Here is a 20,436-nt window from a genome sequence, read left to right as displayed (position 1 = left end):
ATCCATGACCACCCCCATCCTCGAACTCGACGGCGTGGTCGGCGGCTACGGCGCCATGACCATCCTCAACGGCACGAGCTTCAAGGTCCGTCGCGCCGCGATCACCACCGTGATCGGCCCGAACGGCGCCGGCAAGTCGACCGTGTTCAAGGCGATCTTCGGCCTGCTCAAGGTCCGCGAGGGCCATATCCGGCTCGATGGCCGCGACATCACCAACTGGAACCAGCGCAAGCTGCTGGAAGCCGGGATCTGCTATGTCCCGCAGGGCCGCAACATCTTCCCCGAGCTCTCGGTGCGCCACAATATCGAGCTCGGCAGCGTCGCGGCGGGCGCTGGCATCACCGATATGCCGAAGCGGCTAGAGGCGGCGCTCGACCGCTTTCCGGCACTGAGACGCAAGGCCGACCAACAGGCCTCGACCCTTTCGGGCGGCGAGCAGAAGCAGCTCGAAATCGTCCGCGGCCTGCTGCTCGATCCGCAGCTCGTGCTGATTGACGAGCCCTCGATCGGGCTTTCGCCGATGATGGTGCAAGAGACCTTCGGCATCCTGAAGGACCTGCGGGCGAAAGGCGTCACCATCCTGATGGTCGAGCAGAACGCACGCTCGGCGCTGGAAATCTCCGACGAAGGCCTCGTGCTCGAACTCGGCCAGACCAGGATGCAGGGCCCGGCCGCCGAGATCCTCGCCGATCCCCGCGTCGGCCAGCTCTTCCTCGGCGGCGCGATGACGGACGCGGCATGACGATGCCCTGGCCCTCCTCACCTCTCATCCTGAGGAGCCGCGCAGCGGCGTCTCGAAGGATGATCGCGAGGGGCACCGGAGCCACGATCTGGAGCATCCTTCGAGACGCGATCCCGATGGGATCGCTCCTCAGGATGAGGGTTTCATTTTCGACCAGCTGAGGACAGTCATGAACCCGACCTCGATCGCCACGGTCTCGATCAGCGGCGACCTCGCCGAGAAGCTGACGGCGATCGCCGCCGCCGGCTTCGACGGCATCGAGGTCTTCGAGAACGACTTCCTGAGTTTCGATGGCGGACCGCGCGATGTCGGGCGGATGGTCGCCGACCTCGGCCTGAAGATCTACGCATTCCAGCCCTTCCGCGATTTCGAGGGCATGCCGGAGCCGCTGCGAGCCCGGACCTTCGCGCGTGCCGGCCGCAAGTTCGAGGTGATGAACGAACTCGGCGCCGAGCTGATGCTGATCTGCTCGAACGTCTCGCCGCAATCCCTGGGCGGCATCGACCGGGCCGCCGCCGATTTCGCCGAGCTCGGCGAACTCGCGAGAAAGCACGGCGTCAGGGTCGGCTATGAGGCGCTGGCCTGGGGCCGGCACGTCAACGACTATCGCGATGCCTGGGAGATCGTGCGCCGCGCCAATCATGAGCGCATCGGCCTGATCCTCGATTCCTTCCACACCCTGGCCCGATGCTCCCCGCTGGAACCGATCGCCAGCATACCGGGCGACCGGATCTTCCTGGTCCAGCTCGCCGATGCGCCGAAGCTCGACATGGACGTGCTGAGCTGGAGCCGGCATTTCCGCAACTTTCCCGGCCAGGGCGACCTCGACGTCGCCGGCTTCGTCAGAGCTGTCGCGGCGACCGGCTATTCCGGTCCGCTCTCGCTGGAGATCTTCAACGACCAGTTCCGCGCGGGATCGACCAAGCGCCTCGCCACCGACGGGCTGCGTTCGCTGATCCAACTCGGCGACAAGGTCGCCCGGCTGGAGGCGCCCGCCAGGGCCGAGATGCCAGACCGCTCGCCCTGCCTCGCTGTCGAGTTCATCGAATTCGCGCTCGACGAGGAGCCGGCGCATGAACTCGCCGCGCTCTTCACCGCCCTCGGATTCCACCAGAGCGGGACGCATCGCAGCAAGGCGGTGACCCGCTGGAGCCAGGGCGGCGTCAACCTGATCATCAACACCGAGAAGGACGGCTTCGCCCAATCGCATGCGATCATGCATGGTCCGGGCGTCTGCGCGCTGGCGCTACGGGTCGCCGATGTCGAGGCGACGATGGCGCGGGCGCGAGCGCTGAAGGTGCCGACATTCGAGCAGCGGGTCGGCCCCGGCGAGATGGAAATCCCGGCGATCCGCGGCGTCGGCGGCAGCCTGATCTACTTCACCGAGCCGAAGGGCGAGCGCTCGCAGAGCTGGGAGAACGACTTCCTGCCGGTCGAGAACGACAGCGACCGCCCTGCCCTGCTTAGCGGCGTCGACCATATCTCGCAGTCGATGGACTATGACGAGATGCTGTCCTGGCTGCTGTTCTATACCTCGCTGTTCGCGTTGGAGCGGATTCCGCAGCTCGCCATCGCCGACCCCGCCGGCCTCGTCGAGAGCCGGCCGCTGGTCAATGCGGATGGCAGCCTGCGCTTCATCCTCAACGGCTCGCAGGCGACGCGGACCCTGTCGTCGCGCTTCGTCTCGGAGCATTTCGGCTCCGGCGTCCAGCACATCGCCTTCTCGGCGCCGGACATCTTCGCGGCGGTGACGGCGATGCGCGAGGCGGGCCTATCCTTCCTCGACATTCCCGAGAACTATTACGACGACCTCGAAGCCCGCTACGACCTCGATCCCGCCTTCCTCGACCGCCTGCGCGAGCACCACATCCTCTACGACCGCGATGGCGAGGCCGAGTTCCTGCAGGTCTATACGCACGTCTTCGCGCAGCGCTTCTTCTTCGAGATCGTCGAGCGCCGCGACGGCTATTCGGGCTTCGGCGCGGTCAACGCGCCGGTCCGGCTCGCCGCCCAGGCGCGCGAGGCACGGCCGGTGACCGTGCCCCGCCCCCTGCGAGAGGATTAGCTCGTCAGCACCACCTTGCCGACTACGCGGCCGCTTTCGAGCAGCTCATGGGCCTCGGCGATGCGCTCCAGCGGGAAGCGTACCGCCACATCATGGCTGAGCCAGCCCTGGCGCAGCCCCTCGCCGATCGCGGCGGCGGCCGCGTCATGCGCCGCCTCGTCCATGACATAGACGAGCACGCAGCGGATCGTCGCGTCGAGCGTGATCAGCGGCCAGAACGGCAGGGCCGGCTCCGGGATCGCGTCGGAGGCGTAGGTCGCGACCACACCCCGCGGCGCCAGCACCTGCATCGTCACCTCGAGATTGGCGCCGAAGGCCACGTCGACGACGCGATGAACGCCGCGCTCCGTGCCGGTGAAGGCGCGGATACCGGCGGACAGGTCGTCGCTCAGGCGGTTGAGCACGAGATCGGCGCCCGCCGCCCTGGCCGAGCACGCCTGCTCCTCGCGGCTGACCGTGGCGATCACCCGCGCCCCGCCGTGCTTGGCGAACTGGATCGCATAGCGGCCGACCGCGCCGGCACCGCCGGTGACGAGGACGACCTTGCCGGCGACCGGCCCGTCGGCGAAAACGCAACGATGCGCCGTCATCGCCGGCACGCCGAGGCAGGCCCCCTCCTCGAAGGAGACGCTGTCCGGCAGCGGCTGGACCTGCCGCGCCGGCAGGGCGACATACTCCGCCGCCCCGCCGAAGGGGCGGCCGAGCGCCGCCTCGTAGAACCAGACACGCTCGCCGATGCGGCTTTCCAGCTCGGGCGAGCCGACGGCAACGACCTCGCCGGCGCCGTCCTGATGCGGGATCACCAGCGGGAACGGCATCTTGTCGCGGCCGAGCCAGCCGGCACGCGCCTTCCAATCCGACGGATTGATGCCGCTGGCACGGACCCTGACCAGCAACTCGCCCGGTCCCGGCGCCGGATCGGGCCGCTCACCCAGTTGCAGGACCGCGCTCGCCGGCCCCTTGCGCTCGTACCATGCCGCTTTCATCGCCGTGCTCCTGCATAATTGCGAAAGCAGGCAAATGCCGTCATAGCTCAGATTGCACAAGTACGTACAAAAGAAGCATATACTATCATGAATGTAAGCATGAAGATCGAGATCGAGACGCCGGCGACAGAAGCGGAGACAAGGCCGAGGCGGCGCCCGGCCGGTCGTACCGGCTGCGGAGTCGAGGCGACACTCTCGGTCGTCGGCGGCGTCTGGAAGCCGGTGCTGCTCTTCCATCTGCTGCGCGGCAAGCTGCGCTTCAACGCGCTCTGCCGGCTGACGCCGCGGGCGACGCAGCGGATGATCACCTTGCAGTTGCGCGAGCTGGAAAACGACGGCGTGCTGCGCCGGATCGTCTATCCGGAAGTGCCCCCGAAGGTGGAATACGAGCTCACCGAGTTCGGCCGCTCGCTCGAGCCGGTGCTGCTGAGCATGCGCGCCTGGGGCGAGGCCTTCCAGGCGCGCATGGACGGATCGGACAAGCCGCCCCGGACCTGTTGAGCCGGGTCAGGCCCGCAGCGCCTCCAGGCCCTGCCAGTCGAAGGCGATGCCGTGGCCCGGACGCGAGGGGGCGATGGCGAGCCCTTCCTCGATGCGCAGGGGCTCGGCGATGTAGCGGTCCAGCCCAAAACCGTGCGCTTCGAGGAAGGCGCCGTTGGGAGCGGCCGCCAGCAGGTGCACGGTGACGTCATGCGCGCCGTGCGAGGTGACCGGCAGGTTGAAGGCCTCGGCGAGGTGGACGATCTTCTGGAAGGCGGTGACGCCGCCGCAATTGGTGACGTCGGGCTCGGGGAAGGTGACGCCGCCGGTGGCGACGAGCTGCTTGAACTCCCAGAGCGTGCGCAGATTCTCGCCGGCCGCGACCGGCAGACCGCCCTCGCGGACGATGCGGGCGTGGCCCGCGACGTCGTCGGGGATGATCGGCTCCTCCAGCCAGGTCAGCTCATAGGGCTGGAAGGCGCGGGCGGCGCGGATCGCCTCGTCGACGCTCCACTTCATGTTGGCGTCGACCATCAGCGGGAAGCCGTCGCCGAGATGGCTGCGCATCGCCGCGACGCGCTCGACATCCTCGGCGAGGCGCTTGCGGCCGACCTTCATCTTGATCGCCCGGAAACCCTTCTTCAGATTGCCGTCGGTCTGGGCCAGCAGCTTCTCCAGCGGGTAGTCGAGATCGATGCCGCCGGCATAGCAGGAGACCCGGTCGGCATTGCCGCCCAGCAGCTTCCACAGCGGCTGTCCGAGGCGCACGCCCTTGAGATCCCAGAGGGCGATATCGGCCGCCGAGAGCGCGAGCACGGTCGGGCCGCCGCGGCCGCCATAATGCTGCGCCCACCAGATCTTGTTCCAGAGATGCTCGATGCGGTCGGCATCCTCGCCGATCAGCAGTTCCGGCAGTTCGCGGCGCAGGATCGCATCGATCGCGGCACCGTTGCGGCCGCAGGTATAGGTGTAGCCGACACCGACCGCACCGTCGGCATCGGTGATGCGGAGGGTGTTGAGCTCGAAGGCCAGCATCTCGCCATGCATGCTGTCGCTGACCGCGACCTCGAGCGGGATGCGGTAGAATCCCGCCTCGACCTTGCTGATGCGTGCCATGGAACCTCCCTCGATCGGCGCCCGAGACTTGCGGGCGTCCTGGGGAGGAAGCCTAGGGAGGCCGCCGCCGCATCGGAAGGCGCCGGCCTGCATACGGGCCGGCGCCAGGACGCGGGACGGGAGGCCGAGCCGCATCGGACCGCGCAAGCGCATCACCACCAGGCCCGGCCGCTCACCGTGACCTTCGACGACATTGGAAAGGTCTCCTCGGCTTCGAGCCGGATCTTCGCGACCTGGCCGCGCGAGGGCGGGCGAAAGGCCCGCTGGAACTCCGCCGGAAGCGGCACCGTGATCGGCTGGATCTCGGAAATCGTGCCATCCGCCTGCTTGAATCCGTCGGCGACCCGGACGGGATCGCCGACCCGGACGTCGTAGAGCGTCCCGGTCTCCAGATAGACCAGCGCGTATTTGTGGCCGACATAAAGCTGCATGAGATTGTCGCCAGGCCGCAAAACATCGCCCTGAACCGCCGTTTTGGGTCCGATGATGCCATCGGCGGGCGAAGTGATGACTCCGTCATTATAACTCCGGCGCAGCTGCTCCAGGGCAGCCCTGGCCTCGCCCAGCGACAAATCGAGCTGGGCGAGCTGCTGGATCGTGCCGCGGCGCTCGGCCTCGCGCGAGACCTTCTCCTGCATGGCGGCATAGCGATCCTTCTGGACATTCGCCGCAAAGGCGTCGGAGACGAAGCCGAGCCCGGCGCGGGAGGTGTTGACCTTGCGCAATTGCTGCTCGGTCTCCTTCAGCCGTTCCTCGGCGGTCTTCATCACGGCATTGGCGACCTCGAGCTTGATCGCAAGCTCGGCCTGCCGCGCCGTCGTCTCGGCCGCCCGCGAGGTCAGCGTCGCCATCGCCTCCATGATCTGCGGCGAACTGACGAGGGCCAGGACATCGCCCTGCTTGACCATCTGCCCCGGCTGCGCCGCCATCCTGGTGACCTGGACGGAATAGGGCGAGGCGACGATGACGTGATCGGACAGGATCAGGCCTTCCGCTCGCAGCCAGAGCAGATTTCCGAACAGCACATTGCCGAGATAGGCGAAGGTCGCGATCACCGCGGCGATGTAGATGTACCGCCCGTAGTTTCGCCTGGCCTTCTGGTTGGCACGCACATCGTTGAGGAACTTGTCGGCGCGCTCATGGTCGCGCAGCTGAGTGATCATGACCTCACGACTTCCAGTGAGCCTGGTGGGAGACGCGTGACGGCGAATAGGAATCGCGTGACGAGGCGCGATAGATCCATTCCTCCCCGTAAGCGTGCAGCCGCACGCAGCGCATGAAGACGCCGTTGTAGAGCCCGAAGGTCAGGATGTAGGGCGCGATCGTCCAGACCATCCCGGCGCTGTAGCGACGGCAGATCGCGAGCGCCATCAGGAAGCCGATGGCATCCAGGACGAGATAGATGATGGCAACCGCGATCAGGATGTTCAGGGCGCCGACGCCGAAGCACAGGAACAGCCAGCCGACATAGATCGGGAAGACCAGCGTCACGAGCCCGTTCATCACCAGCCACTCGCATTGCTCGAAAGTCTCCAGCAGCAGGAACCTGCGGCGACCGGCCCGGAACGTGTCGCGGAACTTGCGCATGCGTGTGCGCAGGGTGTCGCGATCCCAGCGGCGGCGCTGGCGCACCAGTGCGGCGACGGTCGCCGGCGTGTCGGTGAAGCACCAGGAATCCGCCGCGAACCTGATCTTCCAGCCGCTGCGGCGCAGGCGCAGCGTCAGGTCGAAATCCTCACCCGGGCCAGGGGCGAGCAGACCGACCTGATGGATCGCCTCACGGCGGAAGGCTCCGAAGGCCCCGGAGGCGCAGACGACCATGTCGATCGTATCGAGGGCGCGCTTTCCCATGCCGATGGAGACGATGTATTCGATCGCCTGATAGCCGGTGACGGCGGAATAGTCGTAATTGCGCACACCGATCGAGCCGGTAGCCGCTCCGACGCGCGGATCAGTGAAGGGCTCGATCAGCCTGGCGATCGCGTCGCGGTCATAGGAGCAGTCAGCGTCCAGATTGATGATGATGTCGCCCTTGGCGAGCGAGAAGCCGAGATTGCAGGAGGCCGACTTGCCGCTGCGGACCTGGTTGGACAGCGCGATGTCGATCTGGCCTCGAAGCCGGTATTTGTGGATGATCTCGCGCATCCCATCGGTCGACCCGTCGTCGATGAAGATGATCTCGTCGATCTTGCGGGTCTGCTCGCTGAGTGACTTCAGGCAGCGCTCGATCGCATCGGCCTCGTTATGCCCGGCGATGACGACGCTCAGCTTCAACCCGTCGAGATAGCGCTGTTCGGCGGGCGTCGGTTCCTGCTTCCTGGCGAAGCTCGCGGCGAAGACCGCCATCCCCGACAGCGTGTAGCGCGGCACCTCCAGCAGGATCATGAACCAGAACATGGCGAGCCATGTCGCCCAGTCGAGCTGCCCGAGCATCACGAACGGGGCACCCAGATCCAACATGGTCAGGCCCGCCGGTTGAAGAGGCCCTCGATCGCGACGTCCTCTATCAGCGTGAAGCGAAAGCCGGGGTCGACCTTCAGGACGTCGCGAATCCGGGCGGAGGCCTGCTGCAGGGCACGGGCGGCATCGTGCGGTCCGGTACGCGGCATCAGGATCAGAAAGCCCTCGGCATGCTCGCGCACCGCATCGACCTCGCGCAATGCGCTGTGCAGGGCATCGCCGACGAGCTGCATGCTCTGCTCCCAGAGTCGCAGATCCCGCGCCGCGATCGCATCGCGATTGGCGAAGCTGATGTTCGCGACCTGAAAGGGCGAGCCGAACTCGCGCTGCTCCTTCCGCGTATGCTCGAGCAGCAGACGGAAGCGATCGGCTCCCGGGCCGGCAGGCAGGCCGGCACGATCTGCGCCGTGGAGCAGGCGGCGCTGGCCGGCTGCGGTCAGGCTGTAGGAATACCAGGTCCGCGCCGGAACCTGATCCGGCGCGTGATGAGCGCCGCAGTCCATGCATTTGAAGCCGACCGCGGGCTTGTCGTTGATCGCCCCGCAATCGTCGCAGCGACTGATCGAGCCGGGCTTGTCGTAATCGAGGCCGATATGACGCAAGGGCCGGGCGCATTTCGGGCATTTGAAGCCGCCATGGCTGCGAAACTGCGTTTCCGGTGCCTCATGCGCGCATTGGAAATGATGGACGACCACCTCCTCGCTGATATTGGCGGAGCGGCAGGAATGGCACTCCTCACGCACAGAGAGATGCGCCGAACGGCATTGCGGACAGCAGAAGAGACGGTCGAAGAAGCGGCGCGTGAGATAGCCCTTGTTGTCGAGCCCCACCGCCAGCTCCGAGACGTTCTCGAGCGGTCCGGCGACCGGGTAGCGCACCAGATCGCGCGAGCCGGGATCATGGACCGGCGCCAGCCCCTGCCCCCGCGAATAGACCCGGGCGAGCAGGAGGTCCTCGGGCGCGGCGCTGTGGCGGATGCTCACCGGCAGTTCGCGCAGCCGGGCCTGGATCGCATAGGCGCGTTCCCAGGCAAATTGCTCGCCCTGCCCGGCCGCGTCGATGCATTGACGATCGTCCGGAACGAGGCTGACGATCGGCACCAGCGGATCGCCGACATGGCCGAGGATGGTGCGCAGCGCGTGATCCGGGACGGCGACCGTCAGAACCACCGCGTCGATCGGCTCTCCGCGCCCCGCGAGCTTCCAGCCCGGCGGGTAGCGGCATTCATCGTGAAGCCTCGGGTAGGCCAGGAAATTCGCGGTCGGCGTCAGTGCAAATCCGTCGACCCCCATGAGCATGACGATACTCCATGCCGAAGGCGACGAGGCCAGCCATGCCGGGCCGGCCACCGTCCCCCTACGCGACGCGAACGAGTGCTTTCAGAAATTTGGTAACACATCTTAACCATACGAGAACGGCAAAGGCCCGCACCTTGGGAGAGCATACGGGCTACTCCGTTCTGGCTCGCCGGATGGCCACACAAATGCGCGATGCACCCGCCCCGCGCCTTTTTCGGCGCGGGAGCCTGACATCGTGGCCGCGCCGCCATAGCAGGCCGGCCGGGGCCTTGCGGCTGTCCGGGACGCGGCTCAGCCGCGCAGCATCTGCATCGGCGCCGGGTAATAGCGGAAACCTTCTCCGGCCCTGGCGAGATTGCCGAAGCCGGGCCAGGCGAAATGATAGGACATCACCGGCGTCTTGCTCTCGGCCAGCATGCCGAGCAGCTTCACCCGCGACTGAGCCGCCTGTTTGGGGTCGCTGTCATAGGCGAACTCCATCAGCGGCTTCTCCAGCAGCAGCACGGCATGGTGGGTGAGGTCGCCGAGGAAGGCGAAGGATTTTCCGCCCGAGGAGACCAAGAAGATGTGATGGCCGAAGGTGTGGCCGGGCGCGGCGATGGCTTGCACGCCGGGCAGGAACTCCTGTCCGTCCTTGAAGAAGACGATGCGGTCGCGCACCGGCAGGAGATTGGCGCGCGCATGCTCGATGAAGACCTTGAGCGGCGAGCCGAGCTTGCTCTCATCGGTCCAGAAATCGAAATCGGTCTGGCTGAGATAGATCTGGGCGTTGGGGAAATGGGCTTTGCCCTCGGCCGAGCAGATGCCGCCGATATGGTCGATATGGGCATGACTGCAGATGATGGCGTCGATGTCGCCGGGGTTGATGCCGGCTTCCTGCATGCTCTTGAGCAGCCGCCCGGTGGTCGGCCCGAACGCCTTCGAGAAGCCCATGCCGGTGTCGAACATCACCAGCCGGTCGCCGAAATTGACGATCGGGATGTTCTGCTCGAGCACGACATTGTCCTTGGGGAGGAAATTCGTCTCCAGCATCTTGTAGACCTCCTCCTTGGAGACGCCGGCGAAATTGCTGCCGGGATCGCCGAGCGGCAACGGCCCGTCCGAGACGACACTGACCTCGGCCTGTCCCAGCGCGAAGCGGTAGAAATACGGCGCCTGGCTGCCCGCGAGCGGCGCCTTGGCCAGCACTGGCCCGGCAGCCGGCAGGCTTGCACCGACGGCGAGCGCCGCCGCTCCCGAGAAGAAGCCGCGGCGGCTGGTCGGCGATGTGATGAGCTTCGACATGGCGTTCCTCCTGGGTTGAGAGCGACGCCGGGTCTGTCCCGCTGCCCGGCCTTTGCCGCTGCGGAAGCTTGCACGCGCCCCCAGTGGACGGCCAATAAGCCTTCGCTCTAGTCTGCATAAGCGAAAGCTGCCGCCGGCAGCCCGATGGCACCGATGGGTTGGAGGGTCTGGAACGACGATGGATCTGCGCCAGTTGCGCTACTTCACGGCCATTGTCGAACAGGGCTCTTTCTCGAAGGCTGCGACCAAGCTGCGTGTGGCCCAGCCGGCCCTGAGCCAGCATCTGCGGCATATGGAGGACGAGCTCGGCGTGGCTCTCCTGCACCGCGGGACGCGTGGCGTGGTGGCGACCGAGGCCGGCGAGCGCCTGCTGGAACGGGCCCGCACCATCCTCGCCGAGTTCGCCGGCTTGCGCGATTGCGTGCGCGGCGAGACGGTCGCGCCGGCCGGCGAGGTCCGCATCGGACTGCCGGGGACGGTCAGCGAACAGTTCAGCGTGCCGCTGATCGAGGCGGCGAAGGAGCGCTACCCGGCGGTGCGCATCCGGATCGCCGAGGCGATGAGCGGCTTCGTGCTCGACTGGCTGCGCAAGGGCGAGGTCGATCTCGCCGTGATCTACTCGACCTCGGACCCGAAGGGCCTCGGCATCCATCATGTCCTGACCGAGGAGCTCTGCCTGTTCGCCGTGCCGGGACTGACCGCGCTCGGAGCCGCGCCCGGCAAGCCGGTGACGCTGGCCGAGGCGGTGGGGCTCGACCTGATCCTGCCGGGACCGGGCCATGGCCTGCGCGACCAGATCGACGAGGCGGCGGCCGACATCAACGCCACGGTCCATGCCGCCGTCGAGATCGAATCCTATGCGCAGATCAAGCGGCTGGCGGAACGTGGGCTCGGCTATGGCATCCTGCCGCGCATGGCCGTGAGGGCCCAGGAGAAGGCCGGCATCTTCCGGACCTGGCCGATCGAGCAGCCTTCGCTCTATCGCAAGGTCCATCTCGCCTATTCGACCGAGCGGCCGATGCCGGCGGCGGCGCGAGCCATCGGCCAGCTCTCCTGGGATATCCTGCGCGGCCTCGTCACCGACGAAAGCTGGGCCGCGACGCTGGGCGAGGACGGCGATCGGCCGGCCTTATATGGCTGATCGGGATTTCTTCTTTGACAGGCCTTCGTGCGAGTTCGAAGGTCGGCAAAATGCCTCGCCGTCCTTGCGAGCGTAGCGAAGCAATCCCGAGACGGCAGGACTCTAAGCCCCCTGGATTGCTTCGTCGCGACGCTCCTCGCAATGACGGCAAAGCCAAGCACCAACGAGCCGAAGAGGATACGCCTTGAAGACCCGTGCCGCCGTCCTTCATGCCAGCCCCGTCGCCGCGCCCTATGCGCAGTCGAAGCCGCTCCGGATCGAGGAGGTCGAGCTCGCCCCGCCCGGCATGGGTGAAGTGCTGGTCAAGGTCCGGGCCGCGGGCCTGTGCCATTCCGATCTCTCGGTGATCGACGGCAACCGGCCGCGCCCGGTGCCGATGGTGCTCGGCCATGAGGCGGCCGGCGAGGTCGAAGAGGTCGGCCCCGGCGTCACCGACCTCAGGAAGGGCGACCGTGTTATCATGGTCTTCGTCCCGTCCTGCGGGCATTGCGCGCCGTGCAGCGAGGGGCGCCCTGCCCTGTGCGAACCCGGCAATGCCGCCAATGGCGTCGGCGAACTGATGGCCGGCGGGCGACGGCTCTCGCAGAACGGCAAGCCGGTCAACCATCATGTCGGCGTCTCCGCCTTCGCCGAGCATGCGGTAATGTCGCGGCACTCGCTGGTCAAGATCGAGGCCGACATCCCGCACGAGATCGCGGCCCTGTTCGGCTGCGCCGTGCTGACCGGCGTCGGCGCCGCCGTGAACACCGCCAAGGTCCGCGCCGGCGAGACGGCTGCGGTGGTCGGCCTCGGCGGCGTCGGCCTGTCCGCTTTGCTCGGCACCGTCGCCTGCGGCGCCTCGCGCGTCATCGCCGTCGACCTCTCCGACGAGAAGCTGAAAATCGCCCGCGAACTCGGCGCCACCGACACCTTCAACGCCGGCGCACCGGATGTCGTCGAGGCGATCCGCGCCGCCACGAAGGGCGGTGTCGACCACGGCCTCGAAATGGCCGGTTCGGTCAAGGCGCTGGAACTCGCCTACCAGATCACCAGGCGCGGCGGCACGACCACCACCGCCGGCCTCGCCAACCCCGCCCACACCATGTCGCTGGCGCCCGTGCGCCTCGTCGGCGAGGAGCGCACGCTGAAGGGCTCCTATGTCGGCTCCTGCATCCCGGTGCGCGACATTCCCCGCTTCATCGACCTCTATCAGCGCGGCCGCCTGCCGGTCGACAAGCTCTGGACCAGTTCGAGCCCGCTCGACGGCATCAATGAAGGCTTCGACGCGCTCCATGAAGGCCGCACGATCCGGCACATCATTCAGATGTGAGGCTCACTCGGCTGGCTGACCGCCGGCCGTCGCTGTGCGAGGGGCGAGCGCGGTCGTGAGCGCCGCCGTCAGCATCAGAACCACCGCCAGCGCCGGGAGAGCCGCGAAGCCGGCGCGGGCATAGCGCGGCCCGAATCCGCTCGTGCCGACGAAGAGCGCGAGATAGGTCACGCCGCTGTTGAGGCCCATGATCGCGCCGCGGCGGGCCGGATCGAGCGCGGCCAACCTGAGGATCAGCACGTTCAGCGCGGCGTGATTGGCCATACCCCAGCCGAACATCACGGCAAGCAGTGCGGGATAGGAGCCGGCGACCAGGCTCATCAGCAGATAGACGCAGCCGACCACCGCGAAGAACAGCGGCAGCAGCCGGGCCGGGCCGAGGCGATCGATCCAGCGATCGAGAAAGGCGGTGGCGCCGAAGCCGAGGCCGTAGCAGAGGGCGAGCAGGCCGGCGGCGCTGACGGGCAGACCCAGCGTCCGGTGCAGATGGTCGCCGACATAGGCGTAGACGCCGTAGAACGAAGCCATAAAGGCGGCGCAGGCGAGAAGCAGCGGTGCGATGCCGGGAACGCGCAGGGCCGAGAGCGGTGACGGCGCGGCGCGGCCAGTCGGGCTTCCACCGGCGGTGAGCTTCGTGGTTCCGGCGACGGCCGCGAAGCCGGCGATGACGACGATGCCGTAGACCATGCGCCAGCCGAAGAGATCGGCGATCACCGCCGAAAGCGAGACGCCCGCGACCATGCTCAACGTCCAGCCGAACAGAACGACACCGAGCGTGTCGCTTTCGCGGCCGGGCGGCGACGCCAACGCGGCGAGCGTGTAGATCGCGGGAAGCGCGACGCCCGCGGCGAGCCCGGCCAGCAATTGCGCGCCAATGAAAGCCGGCAGGACCGGCGCGGCCGCACTCGCCGCGAGCGCTGCGAGAAAGGCGAGCAGCGCATGGCGCAGCATCCGCCCCGGCCCGAAGCGGTCGATCAGTCCGGCGAGCAGCAGGGCGCTCGCCGCCGTGCCGATGCCGAAGGCGGCCGAGGCCGTCATCACCGCCGGCACGCCAGTCGCGAAGCTCTCGGCGACGCGCGGCGCGATCGGTCCGAGCGCCAGCGAATTCGCGCCGATCAGCCCGATGCACAGGCAGAGCGCATAGGCGGCCGCCGGAGCCCGAGAGGTGATTTGATCTGCATTCGTCATTTCGGCAAATTGATCGAACTGCATTCCGGTTCAATCGGAGAATATCGAATGCTTGAAAAAACAGATGGGGTTCGGCGCGGCCGTGCTTCCGAGCGCGAACTCGATGCGATGGACCGAAAGCTGTTAGGCGTCCTCGTTGAAGATGCGACCACGAGCTATGCCGAACTCGGCGAGCGCGTCGGCCTGTCGCCGCCGGCGGCGCATGAGCGGGTGAAGCGGCTGCGCCGGTCGGGGGCGATCAGGCGGGTCGCGGCGCTGATCGAGCCGGAATCGACCGGCAAGACGCTGCTCGCCTTCATCCATGTCGACACCACCGGCTGGGGCAAGACGACGACGCTGCTGGCGATCGAGGCGCATCCCGAGGTGGAGGAGATCCATTCCGTCGCCGGCGACACCTGCATGCTGCTGAAGGTCCGCACCGAGAGCACGCATGCGCTCGAAGGCCTGCTGGCGAAGATCTACGACGTGCCCGGCGTTACCGCGACGCGCAGCTATGTCGTGCTCTCGACCTATCTGGAGCGGCCGGTCCAGCCGGGGCTTACCGCGGAATGGCCCGGACGGGTGAAGGAACCGCGCGCGCCGGGCGGCACAGCGAGCGGCTGAGCCGGAACCTCAGCCGAACAGGGCCGGATTGACCACCGGGCGCGGCCCGACCGGCACCTTGAGATGGTGCAGCCGGATCGGCTGGTGCAGGAGATAGCCGCGCTCGTCGCGCTCCGACAGCGTCTCGAAGCGGGCCTGCAGCTTGTCGCGCGCCGCCAGCGCCTGCGCCTCGCGCGCCGGGTCAGCCGCGATCGCGCGCGCGATGAAGGCGGCGAGATCCGGAAAAGCCTCGATCCGATCGAATTCGATCCGGCTGATCTCGCTGACGACGCCGCGACGCAACGCCCTGACGATCGCCTCCTGGGCCGCCTGGCGGACCTCGGTCTCGTCCTCGATCAGGCGCAGCGCATCGAAGAAGGTCCCCTCCGAGAGCGGCTCGACGACGATAAGCGTGCCGCCCTTGCCGACGACGCGGGCGGCCTCCTCGAGCGCCGGCAGCATCTCGGGGACCGGCACGTGATGCAGGCTATTGAGAAAGATCGCCGCATGCATGGAGGCATCGCCCCAGGGCAGATGCCGCGCGCCTGCCTTGTGAAGCTGGGCCTTCGGGACGAGCCTGCGCGCCGCCTCCAACGCCGCCTCGTCCGGATCGACGCCAGCCATGCGGGCGCCACGTTCGGCGAGCGCGCGCAAGAGATATCCCCGGCCGCAGCCGATATCGAGTATGCGCCGGTCCTGCAGGGGCGCCAGCAGCGATTCGAGAATATCGACGGTGTCGCCTGCCGGCCGGGTGCCCATGACGATCATTGCATACGCGGCCGGCGAACCGGCGCAAGACCCGATTTCGGGGGATCCTGCGCCGGGCGTTTTAGAGCTGGGCTCAGCCGTGCTTGTGCACGATGGTCTTGGTGACCGCGAACTCCTCCAGGGCCATGAAGCCCTTCTCGCGGCCATGACCGCTCTTGCCGGTGCCACCGAAGGGCAGTTCGATGCCGCCGCCGGCACCATAGCCGTTGATGAAGACCTGGCCGGCGCGGACGCGCTTGGCGACGCGCTGCTGGCGCCCGCCATTGCCGGTCCAGACACCGGCGACGAGGCCATAGTCCGTGGAGTTTGCGAGCCGGACCGCATCCTCCTCATCCTCGAAGGAGAAGGCGGCGAGCACCGGCCCGAACACCTCTTCCTGCTCCAGCCGGTTGCCGCGCGGCACCTGGCCGAACAGCGTCGGCGTCACATAGAAGCCGCCATTCGGCACGCCCTGGGCGATCGCGCCCTCGGCGAGGACCGGGATGCCCTGCTCGCGGGCCTGGTCGATGAAGCTCTGCACCCGGGCGCGCTGCTTGGCGTTGATCACCGGGCCGCAATCGAGGTCCATCTCCGGCGTGCCGGCGCGCAGCTTGGTGAACTCCTTGGCGACGGCGCCGATGAAGTCATCATAGACGTTCTTCTGGACGAGCACGCGGCTGCCGGCCGAGCAGGTCTGCCCGGTGTTCTGGACGATCGCCTTGCAGACGGTCGGGATCGCGGCGTCGAAATCGGCGTCGTCGAAGATGATCTGCGGAGACTTGCCGCCGAGCTCGAGCGTGCAGGTGATGAAATTATCGGCGCAGGCCTTCTGGATGATCTGGCCGACCTGCGGCGAACCGGTGAAGGAGATGAAGCCGACGCCGGGATTGCGGCAGAGCGCCTCGCCGGCCTCATGGCCGCGGCCGGTGACGATGTTGATCGCGCCATCGGGGAAGCCGACCTCCGAGGCGAGTTCGGCCAGCCGCAGCGCGCTCTGGCAGGCATCCTCGGCCGGCTTCAGCACGACCGCATTGCCCATGGCGAGCGAAGCGGTCAGCGAGCGGCCAATCATCTGCGCCGGATAGTTCCACGGCAGGATATGGCCGGTGACGCCATAGGGCTCATGGACGACGTTGACGCTGTAGCCGTTGAGGAACGGGATGATGTGGCCGTGCACCTTGTCGGCGGCGCCGCCATAGAACTCGAAATAGCGGGCGGTCGCCTCGATATCGGCCCGCGCCTGCGCCATCGGCTTGCCGGTGTCCTGCGCCTCGATCTTGGCCAGTTCCTCGAAATGGTCCTGGACCTTGAGGGCGAGCTTGGAGATCAGCCGGCCGCGCTCGGCGGCGGTGAGCTTGCCCCAGGCGCCTTCATAGGCGGCCTGCGCCGCCTTCACGGCATCGTCGATGTCCTGCGCGTTGCCGCAGGCGATGCGGGTGAATTCCTCGCCGGTCGCCGGAGCGAGCACGGCCATGGTCTCGCCGGTGCGGCCGGCCACATAACGGCCGTTGATGAAATGCTGGGTCATGTAAAATCCTTCCAAGTCCTGCGAGGCGAGTCTTGTGAGGCGAGCCTCGACCTGTGGCGCCCCTTGTGAGGGATCGTCAGGGCTGGCGATAGTCGGCCGTGCGATCAGATGCCCTGCACTGGCCGCACGACGAATCGCAGCGGGCGGCACGCAGCCATCCCCTCGCCCGCTCTCTTCCACACGGCACCGAGATGCGCATGGGTCTCAATGCAGCCCGGCCGCGGCGAGCGAGCTTGCCGCCAGCGCAGCCTCGCTGACTTCGCCGCGCTCGATGGCATAGGCCTTCTCGGCGAAATTGCGCAGCAGGCTCGGATTGGATTCGGTGATCAGCAGGGCGATGTCGGGGTGGCTGTCGCGCAAGGTCCGCAGCGCCGCCGCATAGCGGTTCGCCAGCACCGGGGCGAGGCCCTGGAAGGGCTCGTCGAGCAGGATCACCCGGCTGCCGACCATCAGGGCCCGCGCCAGCGCCGCCATCTTGCCCTGGCCGCCGGAGAGACCCGCCGCCGGCCGGTGGCGCAGTTCGGCGAGCTCGGGCAGCACGTCGTAGATCCCGTCCAGCCGGCGCGCGATCTCGGCCGCCGGCAGCTTCATCACCTCGGCCGGCAGGCGGATGTTCTCCTCGATGGTAAAGGCGGGGAAAAGCCGCCGGTCCTCCGGCGCGTAGCCGATGCCGAGGCGCGGGCGCAGATGCGCCTTGACGGCGTCGAGCGGGCGCCCATCGAAGCTGATCTCGCCCTCGGTCACCTTCATGAAGCCCATGATGGCGCGCAGCAGGCTGGTCTTGCCGGCACCGTTGCGGCCGATCAGCGCCACGGTCGCGCCCTCGGCCAGCGAGAGATTCGCCCGGCGCAGCACTTGCACACCCTCGATCTCGGCTGAAAGTCCCTTGATCTCCAGCATGATCAGACTCCCACTCCGATCACGGTCTCGCGCACCTCAGGATGGTTCAGGATCTCCTCGGGCGAGCCTTCGAGCGCAATCCTGCCGCCGGACCAGACGGCGACGCGGCTGGCGTAGCGGGCGACCACGTCCATATCGTGCTCGACGAAGATCGCTGTGGTGGCGCGAGCGTCGAGCGCGCGCGTCAGCGTGTCCATGACCTCGAATTTCTCGGTCGAGGAGACGCCGCTGGTCGGCTCGTCCATGAAGATCAGCTTCGGTTCGAGCGCGAGCGCCACCGCGATATCGACGAGCTTGCGCATGCCTTCCGGGAGTTCGCGCACGATGCGGTCGCCGATCGCCTTCAGCCCGACCATGTCGAGCAGCGCCCACATCTCATCCGCCTTCGGATGGCGCTCCATGACCAGGAAAGGCGACCAGGAGCCTTCGCGGGCGGAGAGCGCCAGCAGCAGGTTGTCGATCACCGTATTGTCGAGGAAGAGCTGCGGGATCTGGAAGGAGCGGCCGATGCCGAGGCGGGTGATGGCACGCGGCGAGAGCGCGGTGATGTCCTGCCCCGCGAAGATGACGCGGCCGGATTGCGGCTTGAGATAGCCGGTGCAGAGATTGATGAAGGTGGTCTTGCCGGCGCCGTTCGGACCGATGATCGCGATCCGCTCATTGGCCGAGACCTTGAGCGAGGCACCGTTCGCCGCCTGCACGCCGCCGAAGCGCAGATTGAGGTCGCTGGCCTCGAGGATGACGCTCATCGCCCGCCCTCCTTGCGGCGCGAGCCGGTGGCGATGCCGTAGAGCCCGGCCGGCGCGAAGAAGATGATGGCGAGCAGCATGACGCCAAGCACGGCATGCCAGGTCTCGGGCGCGTAGACTGCCGCATAGCCGCGGATGATCTGGAACATCAGCGCCCCGAGGAATGGCCCGGCAACGCCGCCGATCCCGCCGAGAATGGCGATGAAGACGAACTCGCCGGAGCGCACCCAATAGGCCAGCTCCGGCGTGACATGGCCGGAGACGAGCGCGATGACCGCTCCTCCCAGACCCGCCAGCAGGCCCGAGAGCAGATAGGCTCCGAACAGCACCTTGCGCGGGGAGACGCCGAGATATTCCAGCCGCGTCTCGTTCGACTTGATCGCCTCCAGCGCCTTGCCGCCCGGCGAGGCGAGATAGCGGGCGACGAAGAGCGCGGCGACGAGGCAGAGGCCGAGCGTGATGTAGAAAATCCAGAGCTCGAACTGCTCGCGGCCGAATTCCATGCCGGCGAGCGTCGGGCGCGGCACGCGTTTGCCGTCGGCACCGCCGGTGATCGAGAAGAGCTTCTCCAGCAGCGAAAAGAACACCATGGAGATGGCGAGGTTGAGCATGCCGAAGAAGATCGCCCGGTAACGCACGATGAACAGGCCGACGATGGCGGCGAGCAGGCCCGACGCCGCGGTGGCGACCGGGATCAGGATCAGCGCCTCATGGCCGAGCTTCGCGGCCGCCATGAAGGCGACGGCATAGGCGCTGAACGAGAAGAACAGGCCATGACCGAAGGAGACCTGGCCGGCGCGCAGCAGCACCATGATGCCGAGCGCCGCCAGCCCCTCGCAGAGCGCGACGGTCAGGATCACCGTCGACCAGGGCGAGAACAGCGGGAAGAGCGCGAGCGCGACGAGCAGCGCGGCGCCGAGGACGAGCTGGCGCACCATCACACCTTCCTCGTCTGCACGGTCGAGAACAGGCCCTGGGGACGGACCAGCAGCACGACCATCATGATGAGATAGGGGATCAGCACGTCGAACTCTGGCGCGAAATAGACCGCGGCGGAGCGCCCGAGGCCTATCAGCAGGGCCGCGACCGCCGCGCCCTCGATGCGTCCGAGCCCGGCGGTGGCGGCGACCGCGAAGGAGAGCACCAGCGTGCCCGCCCCGATGCCCGGCGTCAGCGAGGTCGTGGCCGAGGCGAGCGCGCCGCCAAGCGCCGCCAGAGAGGCGCCGATGATGAAGGTGATCAGGTAGACGCGAGCCGCGTCGATGCCCATCGCCGTCGCAGCCTCGCGGTCCTGCGTCACCGCGACGATGGCCCGGCCGAAACGGGTCCGGCGCAGGAAGAAGCGCAGGCCGACGAGCACGGCGAGCGCCACCAGCGGCATCAGGATGAGCTGGTATTTGGTGTAGAAGATGCCGAAGACCTCGACCGTGCCGAGCCAGTTCATCGGCGCATTGGCGAAATAGGGCTGCACCCCGAACACCACCTTCTGCGCGTCCTCCAGGATCATGAAGACCGCGAAGGTGACGATCAGCTGCAGCACCTCCTCCTTGCCGTAGACCCGCCGCAACAGCACGATCTCGACGAGACCGCCGACCACGGTGCCGACCAGCGCGGCGGCGACGAGCAGGAAGGGAAAAGCGAGCCAGGCGGGCAGGCCCATCGCGCCGATGGCGAGGACGCCGGCCGCCGCGACATAGGCGCCGATCGCGTAGAACGAGCCATGGGCGACGTTGATGATGCCGAGCACGCCGAAGATCAGCGACAAGCCCACCGCGACCAGAAAGATCAGCGAGCCATAGGCCAGGCCGTCCAGCGCGGCGAGGAGAAGCATTTCAGGAGGCATGCAGACCGTTCTTCAGAA

At 67.5% G+C, this 20,436-nt stretch carries 19 protein-coding genes; 6 read left to right on the top strand and 13 right to left on the bottom strand.

What is annotated here, in order from left to right; genetic code table 11:
- The first annotated feature begins 4 nt into the window (after positions 1 to 4).
- Both J0J10_RS17570 and J0J10_RS17565 read left to right on the top strand, forming a co-directional pair.
- The gene (locus J0J10_RS17570) at positions 5 to 742 is read left to right on the top strand and encodes an ABC transporter ATP-binding protein (protein WP_291647816.1); all 738 of its coding nucleotides are present in this window, start codon (positions 5 to 7) and stop codon (positions 740 to 742) included.
- 169 nt (positions 743 to 911) lie between these two features.
- Complete coding sequence (locus J0J10_RS17565) at positions 912 to 2,807, top strand: bifunctional sugar phosphate isomerase/epimerase/4-hydroxyphenylpyruvate dioxygenase family protein (protein WP_291647815.1); 1,896 nt, start codon at positions 912 to 914, stop codon at positions 2,805 to 2,807.
- Here J0J10_RS17565 and J0J10_RS17560 read toward each other — a convergent pair.
- Positions 2,804 to 3,793, bottom strand: a complete 990-nt coding sequence (locus J0J10_RS17560) for an NADPH:quinone reductase (RefSeq protein ID WP_291647813.1) — start codon at positions 3,791 to 3,793, stop codon at positions 2,804 to 2,806. The two genes, J0J10_RS17565 and J0J10_RS17560, sit on opposite strands and share 4 nt — an antisense overlap.
- Positions 3,794 to 3,892: 99 nt before the next feature.
- Here J0J10_RS17560 and J0J10_RS17555 point away from each other — a divergent pair, with 99 nt between their 5' ends.
- On the top strand, positions 3,893 to 4,294 hold the full coding sequence (locus J0J10_RS17555) for a winged helix-turn-helix transcriptional regulator (protein WP_291647810.1): 402 nt from the start codon (positions 3,893 to 3,895) through the stop codon (positions 4,292 to 4,294).
- Positions 4,295 to 4,300: 6 nt separating this feature from the next.
- Here the strand turns inward: J0J10_RS17555 and J0J10_RS17550 are convergent, their stop codons facing one another.
- From J0J10_RS17550 to J0J10_RS17530, 5 genes are all read right to left on the bottom strand, one after another.
- The gene (locus J0J10_RS17550; protein ID WP_291647809.1) at positions 4,301 to 5,389 is read right to left on the bottom strand and encodes a mandelate racemase/muconate lactonizing enzyme family protein; all 1,089 of its coding nucleotides are present in this window, start codon (positions 5,387 to 5,389) and stop codon (positions 4,301 to 4,303) included.
- Between the two features lie 152 nt (positions 5,390 to 5,541).
- Complete coding sequence (locus J0J10_RS17545) at positions 5,542 to 6,552, bottom strand: HlyD family secretion protein (RefSeq protein WP_291647807.1); 1,011 nt, start codon at positions 6,550 to 6,552, stop codon at positions 5,542 to 5,544.
- A 4-nt stretch (positions 6,553 to 6,556) separates the two neighbouring features.
- On the bottom strand, positions 6,557 to 7,849 hold the full coding sequence (locus J0J10_RS17540) for a glycosyltransferase family 2 protein (RefSeq protein ID WP_291647805.1): 1,293 nt from the start codon (positions 7,847 to 7,849) through the stop codon (positions 6,557 to 6,559).
- Positions 7,850 to 7,851: 2 nt separating this feature from the next.
- On the bottom strand, positions 7,852 to 9,147 hold the full coding sequence (locus J0J10_RS17535) for a TackOD1 domain-containing metal-binding protein (RefSeq protein WP_291647803.1): 1,296 nt from the start codon (positions 9,145 to 9,147) through the stop codon (positions 7,852 to 7,854).
- A 291-nt stretch (positions 9,148 to 9,438) separates the two neighbouring features.
- Positions 9,439 to 10,419 carry an MBL fold metallo-hydrolase gene (locus tag J0J10_RS17530; RefSeq protein ID WP_465247220.1) on the bottom strand — a complete coding sequence of 327 codons (981 nt, stop codon included), beginning with the start codon at positions 10,417 to 10,419 and terminating at the stop codon, positions 9,439 to 9,441.
- A gap of 190 nt (positions 10,420 to 10,609) precedes the next feature.
- Here J0J10_RS17530 and J0J10_RS17525 point away from each other — a divergent pair, with 190 nt between their 5' ends.
- Entirely contained in the window at positions 10,610 to 11,572 is a 963-nt protein-coding gene (locus tag J0J10_RS17525; protein WP_291647801.1) for a LysR family transcriptional regulator, read from the top strand.
- A 184-nt stretch (positions 11,573 to 11,756) separates the two neighbouring features.
- Entirely contained in the window at positions 11,757 to 12,881 is a 1,125-nt protein-coding gene (locus tag J0J10_RS17520; protein WP_291647798.1) for a zinc-dependent alcohol dehydrogenase family protein, read from the top strand.
- Positions 12,882 to 12,884: 3 nt separating this feature from the next.
- Here the strand turns inward: J0J10_RS17520 and J0J10_RS17515 are convergent, their stop codons facing one another.
- Positions 12,885 to 14,069, bottom strand: coding sequence for an MFS transporter (locus J0J10_RS17515; protein WP_291647796.1), 1,185 nt, complete (start codon positions 14,067 to 14,069; stop codon positions 12,885 to 12,887).
- A 48-nt stretch (positions 14,070 to 14,117) separates the two neighbouring features.
- Between J0J10_RS17515 and J0J10_RS17510 the strand changes: the two genes are divergently transcribed.
- Complete coding sequence (locus J0J10_RS17510; RefSeq protein WP_291647793.1) at positions 14,118 to 14,672, top strand: Lrp/AsnC family transcriptional regulator; 555 nt, start codon at positions 14,118 to 14,120, stop codon at positions 14,670 to 14,672.
- Between the two features lie 9 nt (positions 14,673 to 14,681).
- Here the strand turns inward: J0J10_RS17510 and J0J10_RS17505 are convergent, their stop codons facing one another.
- The 6 genes from J0J10_RS17505 to J0J10_RS17480 form a co-directional block, all read right to left on the bottom strand.
- A complete protein-coding gene (locus J0J10_RS17505) occupies positions 14,682 to 15,410 on the bottom strand; it encodes a class I SAM-dependent methyltransferase (RefSeq protein ID WP_291647791.1) in 729 nt (242 codons plus the stop codon).
- An 82-nt stretch (positions 15,411 to 15,492) separates the two neighbouring features.
- Positions 15,493 to 16,926 (bottom strand): aldehyde dehydrogenase family protein, encoded by a 1,434-nt coding sequence (locus J0J10_RS17500; RefSeq protein ID WP_291647790.1) that lies wholly within the window; start codon positions 16,924 to 16,926, stop codon positions 15,493 to 15,495.
- A 204-nt stretch (positions 16,927 to 17,130) separates the two neighbouring features.
- Positions 17,131 to 17,826 carry an ABC transporter ATP-binding protein gene (locus J0J10_RS17495; protein ID WP_291647789.1) on the bottom strand — a complete coding sequence of 232 codons (696 nt, stop codon included), beginning with the start codon at positions 17,824 to 17,826 and terminating at the stop codon, positions 17,131 to 17,133.
- A 2-nt stretch (positions 17,827 to 17,828) separates the two neighbouring features.
- The gene (locus J0J10_RS17490; RefSeq protein ID WP_291647788.1) at positions 17,829 to 18,575 is read right to left on the bottom strand and encodes an ABC transporter ATP-binding protein; all 747 of its coding nucleotides are present in this window, start codon (positions 18,573 to 18,575) and stop codon (positions 17,829 to 17,831) included.
- On the bottom strand, positions 18,572 to 19,513 hold the full coding sequence (locus tag J0J10_RS17485) for a branched-chain amino acid ABC transporter permease (RefSeq protein WP_291647787.1): 942 nt from the start codon (positions 19,511 to 19,513) through the stop codon (positions 18,572 to 18,574). The genes J0J10_RS17490 and J0J10_RS17485 overlap by 4 nt, the downstream gene beginning before the upstream one ends.
- On the bottom strand, positions 19,513 to 20,418 hold the full coding sequence (locus J0J10_RS17480; RefSeq protein WP_291638283.1) for a branched-chain amino acid ABC transporter permease: 906 nt from the start codon (positions 20,416 to 20,418) through the stop codon (positions 19,513 to 19,515). The genes J0J10_RS17485 and J0J10_RS17480 overlap by 1 nt, the downstream gene beginning before the upstream one ends.
- Between the last annotated feature and the right edge of the window lie 18 nt (positions 20,419 to 20,436).

It is taken from the genome of Allobosea sp., from assembly GCF_017308075.1.
Taxonomy (GTDB): domain Bacteria; phylum Pseudomonadota; class Alphaproteobacteria; order Rhizobiales; family Beijerinckiaceae; genus Allobosea.
This window is presented reverse-complemented; position numbering and strand designations above follow the sequence as displayed.